Below are 18,076 nucleotides of genomic sequence, written 5' to 3'. Positions count from 1 at the left end.
TCCGCTCAGAGGTCGATCAACCGCGGAGCGGTCTGCGAGGTGCGGATCAGGGCACCTGCCTCGCGCGTCAGCTCTCGACTACTGCCCAGCAACGAATCGAGCATGATGACCCTGCGGGCATGCCGGTGAAACGGATGCTCCGCCGTGAATCCGATACCACCGAGAACCTGCTGGACATGTCGTGAGGTGATCGACGCGGCCCGACCGGCCGCCGCCTTCGCGAGAAGAGCGCCGAAGTCGTCATGCGCAACCCGGAGGGTGGCCTCGGCCCCCTCGATGGCCACCAGCGTTTCGGCGAGTCGGTGACGAACGGCCTGGAACGCCGCGATCGGTCGACCGAACTGTGTGCGGTCGAGTGCATGGGTCCGCGCGAGATCGAGCATCGCCCGGCTGGAGCCGAGCAGCCACCAGCCGAGTGCCAGACGAGCCTGGGCGAGCGGGACGTCGACGCCACGGGTCACCTCGTGCAGCGGTAGCTCCGGATCGATCGAGTCCTGCCCGTCGATGTGCTCCCGGGTCCACTCCACCCACCGGTGCCCCACGAACGGCAGGGCCACCACGGAGCCGGGTTCACCGTCGTGGGCGAGCAACAGGACGTCGTTGAGAATGGAGCTGTGCGTGCCGGTTTCGCCGAGCAGGCGGAACACGAGTGGTATCGCGACATCGGGGATGTCGGCGAGCATCTCCGACCACCCGAGTTCGGCCAGCGCCTTGTCGAGGGTCGGCCCGGAACTCGACGACATGACCTTGCGCAGGGTGTCGGCGAAGAGATCCTGTTCGGCGCTATCCACTGTCACCCTTTCCCAGATCGAGTAGTCGGCGCGCGATGATGTTGCGCTGGATCTCGGCGGTGCCGCCGTAGATCGTCGCCGCACGAGAATAGAGATACTCGGACCGCAGGACCGGATCGGTCCACTCGATCGCACCTGGCACCAGATCGCGACAGGTGTCGAAGAGTTGTTGTTCGGCGGTTGCCAGCAGCACCTTGTCGATCGACGTCTCCGGACCGAGCCGGCCGCCCGCGCCCAATCGTTGTTGCGTCGCATACGACCTGGACCGAACGGTGTGCGCGGCGAGGTAAGCCGCACCGAGATCGAGGTCGTCTACGGGATCCGACTGCTGCACAAGGTTGTCCAGAATGGAATACAGATAGGCGATGCGGTGCCAGAAGCATGTCGATCGCTCGTGCGGCAGCAGGTCCATGGCGACCCGCCATCCGTCGCCGGGCCGGCCGAGCATCCGGTCGGCCGGCACCACGACGTCATCGAACCAGACCTCGGCGAACTCGTCCACGCCGTGCATCGTCCGCAGCGGTCGCACCGTGATGCCGGGGGTGTCCATGTCCACGAAGAACGCAGTGATGCCCTCGTGGCCGGGGCCGGTGCGAGTCAGGAGGACGCAGCGGGCGGCGAACTGGGCGAGACTGGTCCATACCTTCTGGCCGTTGATGATCCACGTGTCGGTGTCGGTGTCGGGATCCGGCGCGGCGCGCGTACTCAGTGAGGCCAGGTCGCTTCCGGACCCGGGCTCGGAGAAGCCCTGGCACCATTGTTCGTCGCCGTTGAGGAGTCGTGGCACCATCTCAGCGGCCAACTCGGGCCGCGCGTAGGAGATGACGGTCGGTGCGAGCACCTCGATCATCGAGTAGATGCCCGGTTCGGCGAGATTGCGTGTCGCGACCTCTTCGCCGAGCACCGCCCGCAGCACGGCCTCGCCGCCGAGTCCGCCGACCTCGGCAGGCCAGCCGTAACGCATCCAGTCGGCGTCGTAGAGGGCTCGCCGGACACGGGACAGCTGGGCGACCTGGGCGTCGAAGGAATGGTCGTCGCCGGGGGACAGGTCATTGGTGTCGAGCCACTCGCGCACCACCGCCCGGAACTCGGCCGTGCCGAACTCTTCGGTGTTCATTCCCCGGTGAAGGAGATCGCGTGGGGGCGGCCCGAATTGTGTTCGCCGTTGCGGCGGATGAACGTCATCGCCCTGGTGCGCAATCGCCAGCCGTCGTCCGTTCGGACGTAGGTGTCGTTGTAGTAACCGATACGCATGTCTTGCTGGGTGTGATCGATGAAGCAGAGGGGCTGCGTGCCGGTCGCCTCGTCGCCGTCGAGGTCGATCTGGGCGGTGCCGGTGAGGAACAGGCCCTTCGGCGCCGCCTCGACCAGCCGGGGGAACTGGTCGAGGGGATAGACCTCGCCGAACGCGCTGTAGGTGCCGTCCGGGGTGAACACCGACACCACGCCCTCGGTGTCACCCTTGGTCATCGTGACCGCGTACTTGGCGAGCAATTGCTCGATGTCGATCAGGTCGTCATTTCTGGATGCGTCATTTCTGGACAAAGACCTTGCCACCTTTCATCACGAAGCGGACATCTTGCGTGACGGTGATGTCCTCCAGTGGATTTCCAGGAACGGCGATGATGTCGGCGAGCAGCCCCTCGGCCAGCCGGCCGCGGTCGTCGACCCGGATCAACTCGGCGGCGGTGACGGTGGCCGCACGCAGTACCGCGGATGCCGGCATCCCGCGCTCGACGAGCGCCACGAGTTCGTCCGCGTTCTTGCCGTGGGGAATTGCCGGCGCATCTGTGCCGACCGCGATCTTCACCCCGGCGTCATACGCCTTCTTCACCGAGATCCGGGCCTTCGGGAACATCTCGGCCGCCTTCGCCTGCAGCTCGGGCGGGGAGTGCGAGACATCCATCGCGTCGGCCAGCCGGGTGGTCGGAACCAGGAAGGTATCGTTCGCGACCAGCATCTTGATCGCCTCGTCGTCCATCAGGAAGCCGTGTTCGATGCAGTCGATACCGGCTTTCACAGCCTGCTTGACCGCCTCGGCGCCATGGGTGTGCGATGCCACTCGCAGACCGCGACGGTGCGCCTCGTCGACGATGGCACACAACTCGTCGAACGAATAGTGCTGCGCCCCGGGTTCTCCGGTGAGCGACATGACGCCGCCCGACACGCAGACCTTGATCAGCTGCGCGCCGTGCTTGATCTGATACCGCACCGCCTTGCGCACTTCGTCGACGCCGTTGGCGATGCCCTCCTCGAGGGTGAGGTCCAGGACATGGGGCGCAAAGGCGGCGAACATCGTCGGGTCGAGGTGGCCGCCGGTGGGGGTGATCGCATGTCCGGCCGGCACGATGCGCGGTCCGTCGATCCACCCTTTGTCGATGGCCCGACCCAACGCGACGTCGAGTAGGTATCCGCCGGTCTTGACGAAGAGTCCGAGGTTGCGGACGGTGGTGAAGCCGGCGCGGAGCGTGCGGCGGGAATTGCCCACCGCACGCAGCATCCGGGTCGGCGGGTCATCCTGGACCGTGGAGTAGACGGGCCGTTCGCCCCGGCCACCCATCAGCAGGTTGACCTCCATGTCCATCAGTCCGGGGAGGAGGATGTTGTCGCCGAGGTCGATGATCTCGCCCTCTGGCTCGCCACCGATTCCGACGATCCGATCGCCGTCGACACGGATGATGCCCGGGGTGATCAGCTCACCCGTGTCGACGTCGACCAGACCGGCCGCCTTGAGAGTGACCATCAGACCACGGGTTCGGAGACGAGTTCCGCCCAGGCGGCACCGCTGTCGGGGACCCGCGGTTGCTTCCAGACCTCCACGGGGAACGACACCATCACCAGCGACTGCATGAGGTGGATCAGCGAACGTACATCCTCGGGCAGGTCGTCGAGCGGGAATTTGTCACCGAAGACGCACGCGTCGTCCAGGCGCTTCATCGCCGCGTCGTAGAACTCCTGCATGTCCGCCATGCTCGACTCGAGCCGCTTCGCATAGCGCTGCGCCTCGGTGGGCAGGCACCAGTCCGAGTACTTCTCCAGTTCCGCGAATTCAGCTGGCAGCTTTGGCATTTTCGTACTCCTTGACGTGGTCGACAGCCGTTTTGTGTAGGTGACGCAGGAGGATCTCCTGGTCGCACAAGGGGAAATCGGTGACAGTGCGGGTCTCGATCATCTTCTGCGTCGCCTCGAGAGTGTTCGCGTCCTGCAACGCGTACTCCTTGAAGGTGACCGCGGCCAGCTCCTGGGCGAGGCGATCGCGGACCGTCTTCGGCGGCACGAAGTAGAGCTTGGCCTCGAAGATGTGCCGGTCCACGGCGGTGGGCCAATAGTGGTACGTCAGATACCAACCCGGCGCCCAGCACAGCAGCGACATGTTCGGGAAGAACTCGAACTCGTCGACGCCCCAGGGGACCGCGCCGGCGGGGTTGATGGCTGGCGGCAGCGGATCCAGACCTTCGATGTCGGGTCGATCCCACGGACCGAACAGACCCGACCGCAGGATGCGTTCGATCGGCTTGACCATGTTCAGATCCTTGGGTGGCGCCATGCCGCCCCACGACGAGACCATCGAGTGCGGGCCCTGCAAGTCGTAGTGCAGGCCTTCGAAACCGACCTTCATGAGCTTGTCGGCCTCGTCCTTCACGGCCTGCTTCTGATGCAGTACCGGGGCGTGATAGAACTCGGCGAAGGCGTCGATGAAGAGCTTCCAGTTGCTGCCGACCTCGGCGCGGTAGCTGTAGACCTCGGTCATCTCATGGAACGGATAGCCCTGGAGTCCCTTGCCGTAGGTGCCCAGATAGTCGTCCAGCGACTCGGCGTTCGGGTCGAGGTTGATGAAGATGAACCCTTCCCAGATCTCGCACCGGACCGACTTGAGGCCGAACTGTTGTTTGTCGAGGTCGAAGAACTCACCCTCCTGCTGGACGTAACTCAGATCGCCGGTGAGGTCGTACCGCCAGGCGTGGTACTTGCAGGTGAACTGTCGGCAGGTGCCGGCGGTCTCCTCGTTGGGGAAGTCGTCCCACACCAGCTTGTTGCCACGGTGTCGGCAGACGTTGTGGAAGGCCCGGACGACGTCGTCCTTGCCCTTGACGATGATCAGCGACGTGTTGGCCGCCGCCAGCTCGCGGGTGAAGTAGCTGCCCTTCTTGGGGAGGCGCTCGACCCGGCCGACGTTGAGCCAGGTTTTCTTGAAGATCGCCTCGCGTTCGCTCTCATAGAACTCGGGATCGATCGAGTCGGTGTAGTCCACCGGAGCTGTCCCGAGCTGGGGGAAGTGCTCGGTCCAACTTCCTTCAGCGGGTTTCTTGAAGTGTGCCAATGGTTTACCTTTCGTATTCAGGCTGGAGTTCGCGATCCGGCTCGATGCCGAACGTGTTGAATGCCATGGACAATGTGGAGTAGGCGCCGACCGTGAAGACCAGATCCATCACCTGTCGGTCGGTGAGGTGCTCGGCGAGGGACTTCCAGGTCGCGTCGAGGATCGCGTGGTGACGGTCCAACTCGCCGACCGCCTCGAGGACGAGTTGTTCGACGGGGTCGAGCGCGACTCCGTTGCGCGCGTCGTCGATTTCTCGGAGTGTCATCCCGACGGACTGGCCCATACCCGTGTGGTGCTCGAGTTCGTAGTCCGATTTGCTGAGTTCAGCGACCCGGAGGATGGCGACCTCACGAATCCGGTCGGACAGTGTGGACCGAAACAAGAGGTGCACGTTGAACGGCATGAATGCCTTGGTGAGATCAGGGTGGCGTACGAGGGTTGCCAGCGCATTGCCGGCACCCTGGGGATTCCGTCGCCTCTTCGGCAGCATGCCCGCCAGTGCGGCATCGACGTCGTCGTCCCACTGGTCGCCCGGCAAGGGTGTCAGCCGCATTCGGCCCTCCTTCGGAGAATCACATTCTCAATGACGGATACTACGTTTTCACGAGTTGCCCCGCGAGTCAATGGATCGGCGCATGTTTCCTGGCGTACCGCGAGGCCTGCAGAGTCGGATGTCAGGGTTGCTTGCCGGCATCCTGCGACGTCGCGCACCCGCGGGTGCGATGAATCTGTGACCTGGATCTCCCAATGTGTTGATTCTTCGTTTAGGAGAAGCTAGTTTCTCATTAGCGAGAGCAGGGATGCCACGGCTGCGCTTCGGAACTGATCCGACGGCCTTCGCCAGACGCTCTCGAATCCCGGTGGGATAGGCCGGCCCGGAGACGTCATTGAGGAGAATCAGGTGAGAGCACAGCGAATACTCGCGATGGCCATCGTGGTGGTGGCCTTTACTGCCGCTGGATGTGGCGGCCGCGACGGGAGCGGGACCGAGGAGAGCGGGGCGGCGGGAACCGGATCCTCGTCGAGCGTTTCGAGCTCGTTCGGTGATCTGACGGATGTGTGCAAGGACGGATCCGCGAAGGGGGCCACCGCGCAGGGGGTCACCGACGATCAGATCCAGGTCGGTGTCATGTCTGATGTCGGCTTCACCAAGAACTCGGAGTTCGGGGACGCGGCAAAGGTTTTCACGTCGTGGTGCAACGACAACGGTGGGATCAACGGTCGTAAACTCGTGGCGACGACGCGAGACACGAACCTCATGGCAGTCCGGCAGCAGATGTCCGAGGCGTGCAAGCAGGACTTCGCGCTCGTCGGTGGTGGAGCGGCCCTCGATGCGCTGGGCACCAAGGATCGGTTGTCGTGCCTCCTCCCGAACTTCCCCGCGCAGGTCGCTCAGCTGAGCGAACTCGGCGCGGACCTCAGCGTGCAGGCGTCACCGTCGCAAGTCTTCGGTTACCTGCCCTACTACCAATTCCGCGAGTGGCTGTTGAAGGACGCGTATCCGCAGTCCGCGAATGCGGTCGGCATCATCAACGGAGACTCTCCGGTCACCAAGGTCCTCGGTGACATTCAGACCGAGACCGTCAAGGCCGCCGGTGGCACCTTCGTCTACAACGATGTGTATCCCGCCGCCGGAGTGTCGGACTGGACCCCGTACGCGCAGGCGATCAAGAACAAGGGCGTCAAAGGTCTGATCTTCTTCGGGGACTACAAGCAGCTCGCCAAGCTCGAGAGCGTGTTGACCAGCATGAACTACAAGCCCGATTGGATCGATGCGAACAACAACGCCTACAGTCAGTCGTTCCTCGACCTGATCGGTTCATCGGCAGAGCAGCAGAACAATCTCGTCGACCTCGGCGGTGTCCTGCCGATCGAGAGCACAGACCCGGTGATGAACCAGCTCAAGGAGCTGTACAAGAAGTACGCTCCCGACGCCACGATCACCCTCCCCGCGCTGCGCGCCTTCTCGGCCTGGCTGGTGTTCGCCAAGTCGGCGGTGAGCTGCGGAGACAATGTGACCCGTGCATGCGTACTCGGTGCCGCGACCAAGGAAACCCAATGGACCGCGGGTGGGCTGCAGGCCCCGCAGAATCTCATGCCGGGTGCGGCGCCGTCGCCGTGCTTCAACGTCGAGAAGTCGACCGCGAACGGGTGGACGCCGGCCGACTTCGGTCCCGACCAGGGGGCGTACCGCTGCAACATCCCGGTGAAGAAGTGGGCCGGTCAGTACGGCAACGGAATGAAGTTGTCCGATGTCGGCAAGAGCATGAGTGACGTGCAGTAATGGATCAATTCCTCGCCTTCGGCGTGGTCGGACTCAGCACCGCCGCGATCTACGCAGTGATCAGCGGCGGGCTGGTCGTCACCTACACCACCACCGGTGTCTTCAACTTCGCCCACGGCGCCGCCGGCATGATGGCGGCATTCACATACTGGCAGTTCAGCATCGGCTGGGGATGGCCCGTCTGGTTGTCGTTGGTCGTGGTGCTCGGCGTGCTGACGCCACTGTTCGGGCTGCTCGTCGAGATCGCGATGCGTCCGGTGCAGCCCCTCGGTGAAGCCGAGAAGCTGGTGATGACGGTTGCGCTGTTGAGCGGCCTCATCGCGGTGGCGCGATGGATCTGGGATCCGAACGAACCGCGCAACCTGCCGCAGTTCTTCGCCGACCAGCAGCCGTTCCATGTCTTCGGTGCCACGGTGACCTGGCACCAGGCACTCACGATGATCGTCGCAATCCTGGTGGCTGCCGGCTTGCGCATCCTGTTGTTCCGGACGCGGGCCGGTACCGAGATGCGTGCCACGGTCGACGACCGCTCGCTGGTCGGTCTCACCGGAGCAGATCCGGTGCGTGCCAATCGGATCGCGTGGGTGCTGGGAATCGAGCTGGCCGCCATCGGTGGTGTCCTGATCGCTCCGGTGGTCGCGCTCGATGCAATGTCACTGTCATTGGTGATCGTCAGTGCATACGCAGCGGCGATCTTCGGTCGGCTCAAGAGTCTCCCCCTCACCTTCCTCGGCGCGGTCGTGGTCGGTTGCATGGAGAGTTATCTGACGGGCTATCTGCCGCAGAACGCGTACCTTCCCGGAATTCGCTTGGCAGCTCCCGCGATTCTGCTGCTGCTCGCCCTGCTGGCCTTTCCGCACGGACGGTTACGGGGCCGAGATCGTCAATTGAGCCCGGTGCCGCTGCCGTCGCTGCGAGGCACCATCTTCTTCGCCCTGGTGATTGTGTGGTCCGGTCTGATTCTGGCGACAGTGCTCAGCGACGGCGACCTGCTCACCTATGGCCAGATCTTCGCGTTCGGTGTGCTGGCGCTCTCCTACGTGCCGCTCGCGGGTTACGCCGGCCAGATCTCGTTGTGCCAGATCACGCTCGCCGGTATCGGTGCGATCGTCTGTGGCCACCTGGGAGCGAACGGTCAGTGGTGGGCGATCATCGCGGCGATGGTGATCGCCGGCATCGTAGGAGCGGCAATCGCGCTGCCGGCACTGCGATTGTCGGGGGTGTATCTCGCCTTGGGGACGGCCGCGATCGCGGTGATCTTCGATCGGTGGATCTTCACCCTTCCCGCCTTTGATCTCTTCGGCGTGCACATCTCGTTCTTCGACCAGGGCTCGGTCGAGGTGCCGGGCCCTACATTGTTCGGCTATGCCATCGACACTCCGCAACGCACCACTGTTTTCGCGGCCGTGGTCCTCGCGGTCGCCACGCTCGGCGTGGCGCTGCTCCGGCGCGGTCGCCTCGGGCGGAAGCTGATCGCGCTCCGCGACAGCGAGGCGGCCTACGCCACTCTCGGCGGCAACCTCCTCATATCGAAGATGCTCGTCTTCGGTATGAGTTCCGCGTTGGCCGGACTCGGGGGTGCGTTGTACGGCATGCAACTCGGATCGGTGACCGGAGACCAGTTCAACTTCATCTCGGGACTGCCGATCTTCCTGGTCGTGGTCCTGGCAGGAATGGGAACCGTGGGGAGTGGACTCTTCACGGGTGCGGCACTCGCGGGGCCGCTCAACGCGATCGGCGTGTTGTGGCCGATGCTGCGTGAGGTGTCCCAGGCGATTCCGGCGCTCCTCGGCATCGCCTTCGGGGCCAGGGCGGTCAAACAGGGCGGAATCGCGGCGCTACGCAAGCAATGGGACACCGCCTTTGCCGATCGTGTGGTGATGGGTGCCCTCGTGGGGTGGACGCTGGTCGCGTGGCTGCTGCGGCTTGCCGATGTGATCAACGGCTACGTGTTCTGTCTGGCAATGGTCGTCGCAGCGGTACTCACTCCGCTGTTCGCAGGTTGGCGTGAACGTCGCAGGCATGCGGGTGACGGGTCCGATGACCCGGAGATCCCGGTCGAATGGTGGGGTATCTCCCGGCCATGGTCCGAAGATGACGAGGAGGTGTTGGATCGTGCCGTCGCTGCTGGAAGTTAGTGATGTATCGGTGTCCTTCAGCGCGCACCGGGCGCTTGACGGTGTTCATCTGGCCGCCGAGCGCGGACACATCACCGGGCTGATCGGACCCAACGGTGCCGGCAAGAGCACGTTGTTCGACGTGATCGGGGGCCTTCGGCGGCCGAATACGGGCTCTGTGGTCCTCGATGGAAAGGACATCACCCGGCTGGGCCCGGCGCAGCGCGCCAAGCGCGGTATGGCACGGACGTTCCAAGGGCTCGAACTGTTCGGCCGGCTCAGTGTCCGCGACAACCTGCTCGTCGCGGCCGAGCTCCGCCGCCACGGACGTGACGTGACGAAACTGGTCGACGGGGTCATCGAGCGCGCCCAGCTCGAGGCGTACGCCGACCGGCTCGCCGATTCACTGCCGACCGGCGTTGGTCGTCAGGTGGAGGTGGCGAGAGCGCTGACCACGCAACCGGATCTGATCCTCCTGGACGAGCCCGCGGCCGGACAGGATGCCGAAGAGACCGAGCGCTTCGCCGGGATCCTCCGCACAGTGGCTGCCGACGGGGTGGCAATCCTGCTGGTGGAACACGACATGGAACTCGTGATGAGTGTCTGCGACCAGGTCCACGTGCTCGACCTGGGCTCGATCATCACCTCCGGGCCACCGGAATCGGTGCGCCAGAACGCCGCGGTACTCGACGCCTATCTGGGGACAGCATGATTCCACCGTTACTCGAACTCTGCGATATTCGCGCCGGCTACGACGGCATCACGGCGTTGCACGGTGTCGACATCAGCGTTCACGCCGGCCAAGTGGTGGCCTTGCTCGGACCCAACGGCGCCGGCAAGACCACCACCCAAAAAGTGGCTGCGGGTGTGCATCCGGTGGACTCGGGCCGGATTCTCTACGGCGGTCGCGACGTCACCGGCATCGCATCCCGGAATGCGGCGCTGGCCGGGTTGTGTCTGATCCCCGAGGGCCGTGGGGTGTTCCCGAATCTGACGGTACGCGAGAACCTCTGGATGATGACGTTCACCGGAAAGTCGCGAGAGCAGATCGAGGACATCGCCTTCTCGAGGTTCCCGATCCTCGAGGAACGTGCATCGCAGACCGCAGGCACCCTGTCGGGCGGTGAACAGCAGATGCTCGCCCTCACGCGCGGGCTGGCAACAGATCCGGCGGTACTGCTCCTCGACGAACTCTCGATGGGCCTGGCCCCCCTCGTGGTGGAGAAGCTTTACGAGCACGTGGCCCAGATCGCTCGTGACGGTGTCGCCGTCCTGGTGGTCGAGCAGTTCGCTTCGGCAGTGCTCGACATGGCCGATCATGCCGCTGTACTGGTCCGCGGACAGGTGGAATACGAGGGTCCGCCAGGAGAATCACTCAGAAATGAACTCGCCAACCTCTACCTAGGAAGTGCCACATGACCGCCACATCGGATGACCGGGCGCAACGATTCACACAGGAACTCGAGAAGCTGAAGATCCCCGATCCCGCTGCTGCCAGATCTCAACTGTGGGTTCGACTAGGGGTGGCCGCCATGGTCATCGGCGTCGCTCTGGGCGTGGTCGCTTATCTGATGTCGCACAACACATCCGACCCACTCGTCCAGCGTGACGCGCTGACGATCGCACTCACGGGCGTGGCCGTCGCCATCGTCGGGTCGGCGGTCTTCCTGCGCTACTCGCTGACCAACTTCCTGCGTTTCTGGCTGGCACGGCAGTCGTTCGATCTCAACACCTTCGGCGAGCGCCTTGCCCCGGCCCCGGTGGCCGGAAAACACACCACCGATGCGAAGGAGAATATTCGCAATGACCACGAGAGTCCCGCCGTTGCGCGCGGGTGAGCAGTTGGCATGTCCGACGTGCACCACGAAGGTGGTCGTCGTCAAGGCTCCGGCCGACGGTGTCGCCGAGATCATCTGTGGTGAAACGCCAGTACAGCCGGTGAAATCGGTGACACAGCCGCCGAAAGACGGATCGGCACCCGGTGTGCTGATCGGCAAGCGTTACGTCAACGCCGACGAAACCGTGGAGTTGCTATGCGCCGCAGCCGGCGCGGGTCCCCTCATCTGTGATGGCACGGAGATGACCCTCAAGTCTGCGAAAGCGCTCCCGGCATCGGATTGACCGGCGGCCGCGCGCACCGGCCCGACACACGGGAGGGCCGGTGCGCGCGCATGTCCGGCACAAGCACACAGGAAGGTTCGGTTCATGTCTGCAGGGATGAGTTTCGATCTGACCGAGGATCAAGAGCTGATCCGGAAGTCGGTCGCCGAGTTGGCCGGTCGCTTCGACGACCACTATTGGATGGAAAAGGATCTCGCACACGAGTTCCCGACCGAATTCTATCAGGCCATCGCCGACGGCGGCTGGCTCGGCATGACCATCCCGGAGGAGTACGGCGGGCACGGACTGGGGATCACCGAGGCCTCGATTCTCCTCGAGCAGGTCTCGCGTTCGGGTGGTGCGATGAACGCGGCGACCGCCATCCACCTCTCGATCTTCGGTATGCAACCGGTGGTCAAGCACGGGTCCGACGAACTCAAACAGCGGACGTTGCCCCGCGTGGTGAACGGTGACCTGCACGTGTGTTTCGGCGTGACCGAACCCGGTGCGGGCCTCGACACCTCGCGCATCACCACGTCCGCGCGCCGCAAGGACGACGGCTACGTGATCAACGGTCGCAAGGTGTGGATCTCGAAGGCGATGGAGGCCGAGAAGATCCTCCTGCTCACCCGGACGACGCCCTATGGCGAGGTCGAGAAGAAGACCGACGGGATGACGCTGTTCCTCACCGATCTCGATCGCGCGCACGTCGACATCAGGCCGATCAAGAAGATGGGCCGCAACGCGGTCACCTCCAACGAGGTGTTCATCGACGACCTGTACGTGCCGGAGGAGGACCGGGTGGGTGAAGAGGGCAAGGGCTTCAAGTACCTCCTCGACGGTCTCAATCCGGAGCGCATGCTCATCGCGGCGGAGGCGCTCGGGATCGGCCGGGTCGCACTCGACCGCGCGGTGACCTATGCAAAGCAGCGCGAGGTGTTCGACCGTCCGATCGGGATGAACCAGGGCATCCAGTTCCCGCTGGCCGACTCCCTCGCGCACCTGGATGCCGCGGAACTGGTGTTGCGCAAGGCCACGTGGCTCTACGACAACGGGAAACCCTGTGGTCGAGAGGCCAACACGGCCAAATATCTCTGCGCGGATGCAGGTTTCACGGCCGCCGACCGTGCACTGCAGACCCATGGCGGCATGGGGTACTCGGAGGAGTACAACGTCGCACGCTACTTCCGCGAGGCGCGTGTCATGCGGATCGCGCCGATCAGCCAGGAAATGATCCTCAACTATCTGGGATCACACACATTGGGCATGCCGAGGAGTTACTGATGGGCCACAACACGATGTTCGACCTGACCGGCCGCGCGGCCGTCGTCACCGGTGCCGCCGGTGGCATCGGTTCGGCGGTGGCCGCGGCGCTGGCCACCGCGGGAGCGGCGGTCATGGTCACCGATGTGAACGAATCGGCGGCGGCCGAGGTCGCCGAGAAGATCTCGCTCTCGGGTGGCAAGGCCGACAGCATGGCGCTCGACGTCAGCGACCGCGACGCCGCCGACGCCGTCATGAGTCGCGCGGCGGCCTTGGGGGATGGGCACGTCCACATCGTGGTCAACAATGCCGGGGTGACGGCCCCGGCCATGTTCGCCGACACCACCCAGGACAGCATCCGGCGGATGCTCGACATCCATCTGATGGGTGCCTTCAACTGTTCGCAGGCGGCGTTGCCCCACTTGGCGACCGACGGCACCGGTCGCATCATCAACGTGACCTCGTCGGCGGGGATCACCGGCACACTCGGGCAGGTGAACTACTCGGCGGCGAAGGCCGGGATCATCGGTCTCACCAAGTCGCTGGCGCGTGAGCTGGCCCGCAAACAGATCCTGGTCAATGCGCTGGCCCCGCTGGCGGCGACGCCGATGACGGAGACCATCCGCACCGATGAGCGCTTCGCCCCGACCATGCTCAACCGGATTCCGTTGCGGCGCTGGGCCGAACCTTCCGAAGTGGCCGGCGCTTTTGTCTTCCTGGCCTCCGATGCGGCGTCGTTCATCACAGGACAGGTGCTGCCGGTCGACGGCGGCATGGTGATGTGATGTCGACACCGGTCGAGCGAATCGACACCGCGGGAACGCCGTCGGACGGGCCGCTGGCCGGTATCACCGTCGTCGCGCTCGAGCAGGCGGTGTCCGCGCCGATGTGCACGCGGACGCTGGCCGACCTGGGCGCCCGGGTGATCAAGGTCGAGAACCCCAACGGTGGGGATTTCGCGCGCCACTACGACGACGTCGCGAACGGCATGGCCGCCCACTTCGTCTGGGTGAACCGCGGCAAGGAGTCCATCACCATCGACCTCAAGTCGACTGCGGGAATGGCCGTGCTGCACCGGTTGCTCGACGGCGCCGACGTCCTGGTGTCCAACCTGGCGCCCGGTTCCACGGCGAAGATGGGCATCGGGCCGGACGATCTCGCGGACCGTCATCCCGACCTCATCGTGGTCGAGATCGATGGGTACGGCCCGGGCGGACCGTTGTCGCACAAGCGTGCCTATGACCTTCTCGCCCAAGCGGAGTCGGGTGCGTGCGCGATCACCGGATACCCGGACGCGCCCGCCAAGCCGGGGCCGCCGATGGCCGACGTGTGCTCCGGGCTCTATTCGGCGATCTCCATCCTGTCGCTGATGGTCGGACAGGGACGCGACGGTGAACGGCGGCAACGCGGGGGTGCCGTGGCGGTCAGTCTGTTCGACACGATGGCCGAACTGATGGGCTACGCGCTCAATTACACCCGGCACACCGGGATCGATCAGGAACCACGCGGTATGGGGTCGCCGGCCGTCGCCCCGTACGGCGCCTATGCCACCGCCGATGGCCAGAAGGTGGTGTTGGGTACCACGAACGACCGTGAGTGGCAGCGCCTCTCGACCGAGATACTCCAACGCGGTGACCTCGCGGCCGATCCCCGGTTCACCAGGAACGCGGGTCGGGTCGAACATCGCGACCAACTCGATGCGGCCATCGGTGACTGGTGCTCGAACCACGATCTCCTCGACATCCAGAAGGCCGCGGACGCGGCGGGCATCGGAAACGCGCGTTTCAATCTGCCGAGCGATGTGATCGCCCACCCGCATCTCGCCGAGCGCGACCGGTGGCGTGAGGTCGACACACCGAACGGGCCGATCCCGGCGATACTGCCACCGCCGGTGATCGCAGGCTTTGATCCCGTGATGGGTCCGATCCCCGGGCTCGGTGAGCACACCGACAGTGTGCTGGCCGGACTCGGACTCGGCGCCGACGACATCGCCGAGCTGCGCGCCCAGGGGGCGGTCGGTCCGGCGTTCGACCGATGACGGTCGACACCGCGGATTCGGGGGTGGTGGTCACCGACGACGCCACGGGCGTCCGAACCGTGACGCTGAATCGGCCCGGTCGGAAGAACGCCCTCGACTGGACGGCGTGGTGCGTGCTCCGCGACGTGCTGGAGGACACCGCGCGCTCGCACGGCCCCCGGGCCCTGATCCTGACCGGTGCCGGTGGCTCGTTCTGTTCGGGCGCCGACATCTCGAAGCCCGATCCGCGCCATCCCGTGGACAAGATGCGCATCCTGGCCGATGTCGCGATGGCAGTCCACGACCTGCCGATCCCGACGATCGCCAAGGTGGACGGGGTCGCGGTCGGTGCCGGGTGGAATCTGGCCCTCGGCTGTGACCTGGTGGCCGCCACCCCCGATGCACGCTTCTCGCAGATCTTCGCGCGCCGCGGCCTGTCCATGGATCTCGGCGGGTCGTGGCACCTCCCGCGGCTCGTCGGGCTGCAGCAGGCGAAGCGACTTGCGTTGTTGGCGGAGATGATCGACGCCGCGCAGGCCCACACGTTGGGCTTGGTGACCTGGGTGGTGGCCGCCGACGAGATGGACGCCTTTGTGGAGAAGATAGCGCAGCAACTGGCCGCAGGTCCGCCCGTGGCGCTCGCGCAGATCAAATCCCTGCTGAACGAGGGGGCCGATGGATCGCTGCACGAAGCACTGGCCCGTGAGTCGCGCGCGCAGGTGATCAATTTCGGGACCACGGACGCGGCCACGGCGTACGCCGCGTTCGCCCAGAAGAAGGAGCCGGCGTTCACCGGAGGTTGGGCAGTACCTCCGCCAGGGAGCGTGCCGCGCAACGAGATCGGAGAGAGTGGAAATGCGTGAAGTCGTCATCGTCGAAGCTGTTCGCACAGCGGTCGGCAAGCGCAACGGCGGAATGTCGGAGATGCATGCCGCAGACCTCTCCGCGGTGGTGCTGCAGGAGTTGTCCCGTCGCACGGGGATCGATCCGTCGGTCGTCGACGACGTCGTCTGGGGCTGTGTCTCGCAGGTCGGCGATCAGTCCAGCAACATCGGTCGGTACGCGGTGCTGGCGGCCGGATGGCCCGAGTCGATCCCGGGTACGACCATCAACCGCGCGTGCGGTTCCAGTCAGCAGGCCCTGGACTTCGCCGCCCAGGCCGTGATGTCGGGCCAGCAGGACGTCGTCGTCGCGGGCGGTGTGGAGGTGATGAGCCGGGTGCCACTGGGTTCTGCGCGCTCCACCGGGATGCCATACGGTCCCAAGGTCTTGGCCCGTTATGACGACTTCTCCTTCAACCAGGGGATCTCGGCCGAGCTCATTGCCGAGAAGTGGGGTTTGTCCCGCGCTGTCCTGGACGAGTTCGCGGTCCGGTCACATGAATTGGCCGCCGCAGCCATCGATCGAGGTGCGTTCGTCGAGCAGATCGTCCCGGTCGAGACGGGTACCGGGACGGTCTCGGTCGACGAAGGGGTTCGGCGCGGTTCCACCGTCGAGAAACTCGCCGGTCTCCGGCCGGCGTTTCGCGACGACGGTGTGATCCACGCGGGTAACTCGTCCCAGATCTCCGACGGCGCCGCTGCCCTGCTCATCACCACCCCCGAGCGTGCGCGCGAACTCGGCCTCACACCGATCGCGCACTACCGGGGCGGCGCGGTGGCGGGCGCGGACCCGGTGCTGATGCTGACCGGACCCATCCCGGCGACCGACAAGGTACTCGCGAAAGCCGGTGTGTCGCTGTCCGACGTGGGGACCTTCGAGGTCAACGAGGCCTTCGCGCCGGTGCCGTTGGCCTGGCTCGCCGAGACCGGTGCGCCGACGGATCGGCTCAATCCGCTCGGCGGCGCGATCGCTCTCGGACACCCGCTCGGAGGCTCCGGAGCGATACTGATGACCCGAATGCTGCACCATATGCGCGACAACGGCATTCGATACGGATTGCAGACCATGTGTGAAGGCGGAGGAACCGCCAACGCCACCCTGGTCGAGCTGACGGCCTGAGGGGAATCCGACATGCGACGTGGGATCTACCACGAGGATCACGAGGCGTTCCGTGCTCTCGTCCGGGAATTCGTGACGAAAGAGGTCGTCGGGGAGTACCCGAAGTGGGAGAAGGCCGGGCAGATGCCCCGCGACGTCTTCGCCCGGCTCGGCGAACTCGGTGTGCTGGGCATGGCCATCCCGGAGGAGTACGGCGGGGCCGGTCAGGAGGACTTCCGTTACAACGTGATCCTCCAGGAAGAGGCCTCCCGGGCGCTGGTCACCCTGTCGACGGTGCGCACCCAACTCGACGTGATCCTGCCGTACTTCCTGCGCTATGCGAATGCCGAGCAGCGTGATCGCTGGTTCCCCGGCCTGGCGACCGGACAACTGCTCACCGCCGTCGCGATGACAGAGCCGGGGACCGGATCGGATCTCGCAGGCGTGAGCACCAGTGCAGTCCGCGATGGCGATCACTTCGTCCTCAACGGCGCCAAGACCTTCATCACGGGTGGGCTGCTCGCCGATCTGGTCATCGTGGTCGCGCGGACCTCCACCGATCCCGAGAACCGCCGTGCCGGACTGAGTCTGCTCGTCGTCGAGGACGGGATGGAAGGCTTCGAGCGCGGGCGGGTGCTCGACAAGATGGGCTGCAAGGTCCAGGACACAGTGGAGTTGTCGTTCACCGATGTGCGGGTTCCGGTGACCAACATCCTCGGTGAGGAGGGCGCGGCCTTCGGATATCTGGGGCACAATCTGTCCCAGGAGCGGATGACCGTGGCGGCGGGTTCGGTCGCACAGGCGCGGGCGGCGCTCACTGCGACCATCGACTATGTCTCGGAGCGCAAGGCGTTCGGCAAACCGGTCTCCGGATTCCAGAACACCAAGTTCGAGCTGGCGTCGATCTCGACGGAGGTGGAGGCGGCGCAGGCGATGCTCGATCAGGCCGTCGTGGCTCTGGTGGAAGGGGAGCTGTCGGGTGCCGACGCTGCGCGGGTGAAGCTGTTCTGCACCGAGATGCAGGCCCGGGCCGTGGATCGGTGCCTCCAGCTGTTCGGCGGCTACGGATACATGATGGAGTACCCGATCGCTCGCCTCTACACCGACGCACGCGTGGCCCGGATCTATGCGGGGACGAGTGAGGTCATGCGGACCATCATCGCGAAATCGCTCGGGTTGTGATCCGCCGGTGAGTACCACGGT

19 protein-coding genes are annotated in these 18,076 nt (G+C 65.2%); 12 read left to right on the top strand and 7 right to left on the bottom strand.

What is annotated here, in order from left to right:
- Positions 1 to 5: 5 nt before the first annotated feature.
- The 7 genes from ACPXCG_RS04185 to ACPXCG_RS04155 are packed head-to-tail and all read right to left on the bottom strand — an operon-like array spanning position 6 to position 5,665.
- Positions 6 to 791: an acyl-CoA dehydrogenase family protein gene (locus ACPXCG_RS04185; protein ID WP_425790491.1), complete on the bottom strand. Its 786-nt coding sequence runs from the start codon at positions 789 to 791 to the stop codon at positions 6 to 8.
- The gene (locus ACPXCG_RS04180; RefSeq protein WP_425789356.1) at positions 784 to 1,908 is read right to left on the bottom strand and encodes an acyl-CoA dehydrogenase family protein; all 1,125 of its coding nucleotides are present in this window, start codon (positions 1,906 to 1,908) and stop codon (positions 784 to 786) included. The genes ACPXCG_RS04185 and ACPXCG_RS04180 overlap by 8 nt, the downstream gene beginning before the upstream one ends.
- On the bottom strand, positions 1,905 to 2,336 hold the full coding sequence (locus ACPXCG_RS04175; protein ID WP_425789354.1) for a nuclear transport factor 2 family protein: 432 nt from the start codon (positions 2,334 to 2,336) through the stop codon (positions 1,905 to 1,907). The genes ACPXCG_RS04180 and ACPXCG_RS04175 overlap by 4 nt, the downstream gene beginning before the upstream one ends.
- A complete protein-coding gene (locus ACPXCG_RS04170) occupies positions 2,323 to 3,534 on the bottom strand; it encodes an amidohydrolase family protein (protein ID WP_425789352.1) in 1,212 nt (403 codons plus the stop codon). Before ACPXCG_RS04170 ends, ACPXCG_RS04175 begins: the two co-directional genes overlap by 14 nt.
- On the bottom strand, positions 3,534 to 3,860 hold the full coding sequence (locus ACPXCG_RS04165) for a hypothetical protein (protein ID WP_425789350.1): 327 nt from the start codon (positions 3,858 to 3,860) through the stop codon (positions 3,534 to 3,536). The genes ACPXCG_RS04170 and ACPXCG_RS04165 overlap by 1 nt, the downstream gene beginning before the upstream one ends.
- A complete protein-coding gene (locus ACPXCG_RS04160) occupies positions 3,841 to 5,112 on the bottom strand; it encodes an aromatic ring-hydroxylating oxygenase subunit alpha (RefSeq protein ID WP_425789348.1) in 1,272 nt (423 codons plus the stop codon). The genes ACPXCG_RS04165 and ACPXCG_RS04160 overlap by 20 nt, the downstream gene beginning before the upstream one ends.
- A gap of 4 nt (positions 5,113 to 5,116) precedes the next feature.
- Positions 5,117 to 5,665: a carboxymuconolactone decarboxylase family protein gene (locus tag ACPXCG_RS04155; protein ID WP_425789346.1), complete on the bottom strand. Its 549-nt coding sequence runs from the start codon at positions 5,663 to 5,665 to the stop codon at positions 5,117 to 5,119.
- Between the two features lie 348 nt (positions 5,666 to 6,013).
- On the opposite strand from ACPXCG_RS04155, the gene ACPXCG_RS04150 reads away from it, so the two are divergent.
- The 12 genes from ACPXCG_RS04150 (at position 6,014) to ACPXCG_RS04095 (ending at position 18,055) form a co-directional block, all read left to right on the top strand.
- Positions 6,014 to 7,396, top strand: a complete 1,383-nt coding sequence (locus ACPXCG_RS04150) for an ABC transporter substrate-binding protein (RefSeq protein ID WP_425789344.1) — start codon at positions 6,014 to 6,016, stop codon at positions 7,394 to 7,396.
- On the top strand, positions 7,396 to 9,534 hold the full coding sequence (locus ACPXCG_RS04145; RefSeq protein ID WP_425789342.1) for an ABC transporter permease subunit: 2,139 nt from the start codon (positions 7,396 to 7,398) through the stop codon (positions 9,532 to 9,534). Before ACPXCG_RS04150 ends, ACPXCG_RS04145 begins: the two co-directional genes overlap by 1 nt.
- Positions 9,512 to 10,225, top strand: coding sequence for an ABC transporter ATP-binding protein (locus ACPXCG_RS04140; RefSeq protein ID WP_425789340.1), 714 nt, complete (start codon positions 9,512 to 9,514; stop codon positions 10,223 to 10,225). Before ACPXCG_RS04145 ends, ACPXCG_RS04140 begins: the two co-directional genes overlap by 23 nt.
- Positions 10,222 to 10,932, top strand: a complete 711-nt coding sequence (locus ACPXCG_RS04135) for an ABC transporter ATP-binding protein (protein ID WP_425789338.1) — start codon at positions 10,222 to 10,224, stop codon at positions 10,930 to 10,932. The genes ACPXCG_RS04140 and ACPXCG_RS04135 overlap by 4 nt, the downstream gene beginning before the upstream one ends.
- Entirely contained in the window at positions 10,929 to 11,351 is a 423-nt protein-coding gene (locus tag ACPXCG_RS04130; RefSeq protein ID WP_425789336.1) for a hypothetical protein, read from the top strand. The genes ACPXCG_RS04135 and ACPXCG_RS04130 overlap by 4 nt, the downstream gene beginning before the upstream one ends.
- The gene (locus ACPXCG_RS04125) at positions 11,317 to 11,634 is read left to right on the top strand and encodes a hypothetical protein (RefSeq protein WP_425789334.1); all 318 of its coding nucleotides are present in this window, start codon (positions 11,317 to 11,319) and stop codon (positions 11,632 to 11,634) included. Before ACPXCG_RS04130 ends, ACPXCG_RS04125 begins: the two co-directional genes overlap by 35 nt.
- Positions 11,635 to 11,718: 84 nt before the next feature.
- A complete protein-coding gene (locus tag ACPXCG_RS04120; RefSeq protein WP_425789332.1) occupies positions 11,719 to 12,897 on the top strand; it encodes an acyl-CoA dehydrogenase family protein in 1,179 nt (392 codons plus the stop codon).
- On the top strand, positions 12,897 to 13,661 hold the full coding sequence (locus ACPXCG_RS04115; protein WP_425789330.1) for an SDR family NAD(P)-dependent oxidoreductase: 765 nt from the start codon (positions 12,897 to 12,899) through the stop codon (positions 13,659 to 13,661). The genes ACPXCG_RS04120 and ACPXCG_RS04115 overlap by 1 nt, the downstream gene beginning before the upstream one ends.
- Positions 13,661 to 14,914 (top strand): CaiB/BaiF CoA transferase family protein, encoded by a 1,254-nt coding sequence (locus ACPXCG_RS04110; protein WP_425789328.1) that lies wholly within the window; start codon positions 13,661 to 13,663, stop codon positions 14,912 to 14,914. The genes ACPXCG_RS04115 and ACPXCG_RS04110 overlap by 1 nt, the downstream gene beginning before the upstream one ends.
- Positions 14,911 to 15,756 (top strand): enoyl-CoA hydratase/isomerase family protein, encoded by an 846-nt coding sequence (locus tag ACPXCG_RS04105; protein ID WP_425789326.1) that lies wholly within the window; start codon positions 14,911 to 14,913, stop codon positions 15,754 to 15,756. Before ACPXCG_RS04110 ends, ACPXCG_RS04105 begins: the two co-directional genes overlap by 4 nt.
- Positions 15,749 to 16,894: a thiolase family protein gene (locus ACPXCG_RS04100; RefSeq protein ID WP_425789324.1), complete on the top strand. Its 1,146-nt coding sequence runs from the start codon at positions 15,749 to 15,751 to the stop codon at positions 16,892 to 16,894. Before ACPXCG_RS04105 ends, ACPXCG_RS04100 begins: the two co-directional genes overlap by 8 nt.
- A 12-nt stretch (positions 16,895 to 16,906) precedes the next feature.
- Positions 16,907 to 18,055, top strand: coding sequence for an acyl-CoA dehydrogenase family protein (locus ACPXCG_RS04095; RefSeq protein WP_425789322.1), 1,149 nt, complete (start codon positions 16,907 to 16,909; stop codon positions 18,053 to 18,055).
- The last annotated feature ends 21 nt before the right edge of the window (positions 18,056 to 18,076 follow it).

The organism is Gordonia sp. DT218 (genome assembly GCF_049847105.1).
In the GTDB taxonomy this organism is placed as follows: Bacteria; Actinomycetota; Actinomycetes; order Mycobacteriales; family Mycobacteriaceae; genus Gordonia.
Note: the sequence above shows the minus strand (reverse complement) of the source record. Positions and strands in the feature narration are given on the sequence as shown.

Excerpts from the sequence above, each read along its gene's own strand:
- ACPXCG_RS04180 (WP_425789356.1), bottom strand. The coding sequence starts at position 1,908 with ATGAACACCGAAGAGTTCGGCACGGCCGAGTTCCGGGCGGTGGTGCGC.
- ACPXCG_RS04165 (WP_425789350.1), bottom strand. The coding sequence starts at position 3,860 with ATGCCAAAGCTGCCAGCTGAATTCGCGGAACTGGAGAAGTACTCGGAC.
- ACPXCG_RS04155 (WP_425789346.1), bottom strand. The coding sequence starts at position 5,665 with ATGCGGCTGACACCCTTGCCGGGCGACCAGTGGGACGACGACGTCGAT.
- ACPXCG_RS04100 (WP_425789324.1), top strand. The coding sequence starts at position 15,749 with ATGCGTGAAGTCGTCATCGTCGAAGCTGTTCGCACAGCGGTCGGCAAG.
- ACPXCG_RS04115 (WP_425789330.1), top strand. The coding sequence starts at position 12,897 with ATGGGCCACAACACGATGTTCGACCTGACCGGCCGCGCGGCCGTCGTC.
- ACPXCG_RS04110 (WP_425789328.1), top strand. The coding sequence starts at position 13,661 with ATGTCGACACCGGTCGAGCGAATCGACACCGCGGGAACGCCGTCGGAC.
- ACPXCG_RS04135 (WP_425789338.1), top strand. The coding sequence starts at position 10,222 with ATGATTCCACCGTTACTCGAACTCTGCGATATTCGCGCCGGCTACGAC.
- ACPXCG_RS04145 (WP_425789342.1), top strand. The coding sequence starts at position 7,396 with ATGGATCAATTCCTCGCCTTCGGCGTGGTCGGACTCAGCACCGCCGCG.
- ACPXCG_RS04120 (WP_425789332.1), top strand. The coding sequence starts at position 11,719 with ATGTCTGCAGGGATGAGTTTCGATCTGACCGAGGATCAAGAGCTGATC.
- ACPXCG_RS04095 (WP_425789322.1), top strand. The coding sequence starts at position 16,907 with ATGCGACGTGGGATCTACCACGAGGATCACGAGGCGTTCCGTGCTCTC.
- ACPXCG_RS04170 (WP_425789352.1), bottom strand. The coding sequence starts at position 3,534 with ATGGTCACTCTCAAGGCGGCCGGTCTGGTCGACGTCGACACGGGTGAG.
- ACPXCG_RS04105 (WP_425789326.1), top strand. The coding sequence starts at position 14,911 with ATGACGGTCGACACCGCGGATTCGGGGGTGGTGGTCACCGACGACGCC.
- ACPXCG_RS04130 (WP_425789336.1), top strand. The coding sequence starts at position 10,929 with ATGACCGCCACATCGGATGACCGGGCGCAACGATTCACACAGGAACTC.
- ACPXCG_RS04125 (WP_425789334.1), top strand. The coding sequence starts at position 11,317 with ATGACCACGAGAGTCCCGCCGTTGCGCGCGGGTGAGCAGTTGGCATGT.